Genomic DNA, 4,362 nt, shown 5'->3' with positions numbered 1-4,362 from the left:
CTAAGCCCGCCTACGCTGATGGTACTGCACTCGGGAGGGTGTGGGAGAGTAAGTCACCGCCGACACCACAACTCAAATATGAAATAGGGAGCGTCCGTCATCGAAGCAATTCGATGAGGGGCGCTCCTTTTTGCGTCTGCACCCCTTTTACTTCAGACCATTCAGGCTATTCAGGCGGCTTTTCCGCCGGCGCTAAATGGCAGATGGAAAAGGGGAGGAGCCGCGCAATCCGCGTCCCCTCCCGTGCGCTCAGCGCGACTCACAAAGACGAATCACATCTCCGCGAGGTCCACGGCCTTCAGCCGCTTCACGGCCTCGCGCAGCGTCTTCTCCTTACGGCAGAAGGCGAAGCGCACCAGGCGTTGCCACGGTTCCTGGTCCGCGCAGAAGACCTGGACGGGGATGGCGGCCACGCCGGCCTTCTCCGGTAGGGCCAGACAGAACTCCACGCCGTCGTCCTCATATGCGTCCGGCAGCTCGGCGATGAGGAAGTAGGTGCCGTGGCTGTCGTGGACGCGGAAGCCGGCCTCCTGAAGCCCCTCGGCGAGCAACGTACGGCGCCGGCCCAGCGACTCCACCTGCTTGCGCACCCACGCATCCTCGTTGTCGAGGGCGTAGGCCACGGCCGGCTGGAACGGGGTGGCGCCGACGAAGGTCAGGAACTGCTTGGCCTTGTGCACGCCGTCGAGCAGCGGGGCAGGGGCCATCGCCCAACCGGTCTTCCACCCGGTGGCGCTGAACGTCTTCGCCGCCGAGGAGACGGTCACCGTCCGCTCGCGCATCCCGTCCTCCAACGCCAGGGGGCGGTGCGCGCGAGCGTCGTAAAGCAGGTGCTCGTAGACCTCGTCGGAGAGCGCCAGCAGATCGTGGCGCACGCACACCCGTGCCACACCCGCAAGATCCAGCTGCGCGCCGGTGGGGTTGTGCGGGGAGTTGACGATGACCATCGCCGTGCGCTCGGTGACCGCGGCCTCGAGCGCCTCCTCGTCGACGCGCCAGGACGCTCCCTCGGCGACCATCGGCACCGAGACCCGGGTCGCCCCGGCCAGCGCGACGGCCGCGCCGTAGGCGTCGTAGGAGGGGGCGAGCACGATGACCTCGCTGCCCGGCTCCACCAGGCCCAGCACGCTCGCGGCGATGGCCTCGGTGGCTCCGACGGTGACGAGCACCTCGGTGTCCGGGTCGAATCTCTGGCCGTAGTCGCGGTCACGCTGGGCGGCGATCGCGCGGCGCAGGGAGGCGACACCCCGGCCGGGGGCGTACTGGTTGTTGCCCTCGGCGATCTCGCGCTGGGCGCGCTCGAGCATCGCGGCCGGCCCGCCGGTGTCCGGGAAGCCCTGCCCGAGGTTCACCGCCTCATACTCGACCGCCTTGGCGGTCATGGTGGCGAAGACGGTCTCTGCGAAGGGACGCAGGCGCTCGACGGTCACGGAAGCCTCCTCACAGGCTCGGCGGACGTTTGCCGGGCATGTTACCCGCGTCGCACTGCGCTCCCGCCGGGCCCACCCCGGCCTGGCCCCGAAACCCCCGAGACCCCCGCCGCGCTCTAGTCCAGGACGAGGAGGTTCAGCTTCGTCTTCTTGACGTCCTCGAGGAGCTTGCGGTTCTTCTCCAGCTTCTCCCACAGCTCGTGCGGGATGGCCTTGCGCGCGGCCTCGATGACGTCGGTGTCCGGGGTGCCCCAGGCGACAGGCATCGGCGTGATCTCGTCCCAGGTGTCCTGGGAGCGCGCGCTGCGCCGGCCGCTGACGGCCACCGAGGGCACCTGCGTGCCGCGCTTGCGGTGGTGTCCGTCGATGGCGCTGACCGGGCGCAGCGCGAGCGCCCAGCGCGGCGGCCGGGTCTGGTCGACGTTGACGTTGACCAGGGCCAGCAGGTCCACGGTGCGCGGTTTGACCTCGGCGATGACGGCCGGGACCAGCGGGTAGTTGTCGTAGAGCTGCTGGGCGCTGCCGACCGCGCGCGGGGCGGCCACGCCCACGGCCACGGCCACGACGGTCACGGTGGCGCACAGCACGGGCACGATCACGCGCCACGGCCCGGACGGGTCGAGAACCAGGAAGCACAGCACGCCGACGATCAGCGCGATGACGCCCATCACGATCGCGCTGGAGCGCAGCCGGCGGGTGTCGCGCAGCATCTCATTGTGGGCCTTGGCCCACGCCTCGTCGACGTCGAACCGGAAGTTCTGCATCTGGCTTTACCTCTCCTCGTCGTGCGTGCCCGCGCCGCGCTGCGCGCCGTCGGCGCCCTCCGGGATGCCGGAAATCTCCCCGCCGGCCGCGGTGAGGTCCGCGGCGTCGATGATGCGGTAGGCGTAGCCCTGCTCGGCGAGGAAGCGCTGGCGGTGCGCGGCGTACTCGGAGTCCAGGGTATCGCGGGTGACCACGGTGTAGAAGTGGGCCTCACCACCGCCGGCCTTGGGGCGCAGCAGCCGGCCGAGGCGCTGGGCCTCCTCCTGGCGCGAGCCGAAGGTGCCCGAGACCTGCACGGCCACGGCGGCCTCGGGCAGGTCGACGGAGAAGTTGGCCACCTTGGAGACGACCAGGGTGGAGATCTTCCCGGCCCGGAAGTCCGCGAAGGCCTGCTCGCGGCGCCTGTTGCTCGTCTTGCCGTCGACCAGGGGCAGGCCCAGGCGCCCCGCGATCTCCTCGAGCTGGTCGAGGTAGGCGCCGATGATCAGCGTGGGCCTACCGGCGTGCCGGGCGAGGATCTTCTCGACGACGCGCACCTTCGCCGGCGCGCAGGCGGCCAGCCGGTAGCGCTCGCGCGACTCGGCGGTGGCGTAGGCCATGCGGCCGACCTCGTCGAGGGTGACGCGCACCTCGGTGCACTCGGCGGTGGCGATGTAGCCGGCCGCCTCGAGCTCCTTCCAGGGGGCGTCGTAGCGCTTCGGGCCGATCAGGGAGAACACGTCACTCTCCCGGTGGTCCTCGCGCACCAGGGTGGCCGTCAGCCCCAGGCGGCGCCGCGACTGCAGGTCGCTGGTCAGCCGGAAGACGGGGGCGGGCAGGAGGTGCACCTCGTCGTAGATGATCAAGCCCCAGTCTCGGGAGTCGAAGAGCTCGAGGGCCCGGTACTCGCCCTTCGTCTTGCGGGTGACCACCTGGTAGGTGGCGATGGTCACCGGGCGGATCTCCTTCTTCTCCCCGGAGTACTCGCCGATCTCGTTGTCGGTCAGCGTGGTGCGGCGCAGCAGCTCGGCGCGCCACTGGCGCGCGGAGACGGTGTTGGTCACCAGGATCAGCGTGGTCGCCTTGGCCCGTGCCATGGCGGCGGCGCCGACGATGGTCTTGCCCGCCCCGCACGGCAGCACGACGACGCCGGAGCCGCCCTCGAAGAAGGAGTCGGTGGCCCAGCGCTGGTAGTCGCGCAGGCGCCAGCCGTCCCCGGCACCCGCGCCGTCGCCGGCGTCGGCGCCGCCCCCGCCGGCGTCGTCAGCATCAGCGTCCGCACCCTCGGCGCCGACGGCCGTCAGCTCGATCGGGTGTGCCTCGCCGTCGACGTAGCCTGCCAGGTCCTCGGCCGGCCAGCCGATCTTCGTCAGCTCCTGCTTGAGCCGCCCGCGCTCCGAGGGGTGCACCACCACCGTGCCCGGGTCGAGCCGCTCGCCGAGCATCGGGCGGATCTTCTTGTGCCGCACTATCTCCTCGAGCACCGCCGGCTCCTCGGTGTCCAGCGTCAGCCCGTGCGCGGGGTTCTTCTGCAGGCGCACCCGCCCGTAGCGAGCCATCGTCTCGGCGACGTCGATGAGCAGCGCCTGCGGCACCGGGAAGCGGGAGTAGCGCTCGAGGACGTCGACGGCCTGCTCGGCGTCGTGCCCGGCGGCGCGCGCGTTCCACAGCGCCAGCGGGGTGATGCGGTAGGTGTGCACGTGCTCGGGCGCGCGCTCCAGCTCCGCGAAGGGCGACAGCGCCGCGCGCGCCTCGTCCGCGGCCGGGTGCGCCGTCTCCAGCAGGACGGTCTTGTCCGACTGCACGATCAACGGTCCGTCGCCGAGCCCCACCGTGGCACCACGCTCCTTGTCCTCTTGGTCTGTACGGGCAGGCTAGCAGCCCGCTCTAGGCGTCATCGACGCCGGTGACCCGGTGCAGGGCGAAGCGCAGCACCGCGTCGCCGGCCGCCGGCTCGACGGCGTAGACCTGCCCGCCCGCCACGCGCAGCGGGCGCAGCCGGCGCGGGTTGGCCCGCCCGTGCTTGTCCACCAGCCCGACGGTGACGGTGCGCCCGGCGCGTGCGGCCGTCTTCAGCGCGGTGACCGGGTCGACTCGATTGCCGACGTCGCGCCCCTCGCCCTCGGCGCCACCCGCCCCGTGGGCGCCGGCGGCGCCTGCGGCGCCGGCGGCGCCTGCGGCGCCGGTG

General features: G+C 71.6%; 3 protein-coding genes and 1 pseudogene. All 4 read right to left on the bottom strand.

Annotation, left to right across the window (positions count from 1 at the left end):
* Nucleotides 1-272 precede the first annotated feature (272 nt).
* The gene (locus QQA02_RS11570; protein ID WP_284864350.1) at nt 273-1,430 is read right to left on the bottom strand and encodes a pyridoxal phosphate-dependent aminotransferase; all 1,158 of its coding nucleotides are present in this window, start codon (nt 1,428-1,430) and stop codon (nt 273-275) included.
* A gap of 116 nt (nt 1,431-1,546) precedes the next feature.
* Nucleotides 1,547-2,194, bottom strand: coding sequence for a DUF3239 domain-containing protein (locus tag QQA02_RS11565; protein WP_284775004.1), 648 nt, complete (start codon nt 2,192-2,194; stop codon nt 1,547-1,549).
* 6 nt (nt 2,195-2,200) lie between these two features.
* Nucleotides 2,201-4,006: a DNA repair helicase XPB gene (locus tag QQA02_RS11560; RefSeq protein WP_284864349.1), complete on the bottom strand. Its 1,806-nt coding sequence runs from the start codon at nt 4,004-4,006 to the stop codon at nt 2,201-2,203.
* A gap of 55 nt (nt 4,007-4,061) precedes the next feature.
* Nucleotides 4,062-4,362, bottom strand: a pseudogene (locus QQA02_RS11555) (helicase-associated domain-containing protein); the annotation flags it as partial.

The sequence above is a fragment of the Corynebacterium sp. MSK006 genome (assembly GCF_030232385.1).
Lineage (GTDB): Bacteria > Actinomycetota > Actinomycetes > Mycobacteriales > Mycobacteriaceae > Corynebacterium > Corynebacterium frankenforstense_A.
Note: the sequence above shows the minus strand (reverse complement) of the source record. Positions and strands in the feature narration are given on the sequence as shown.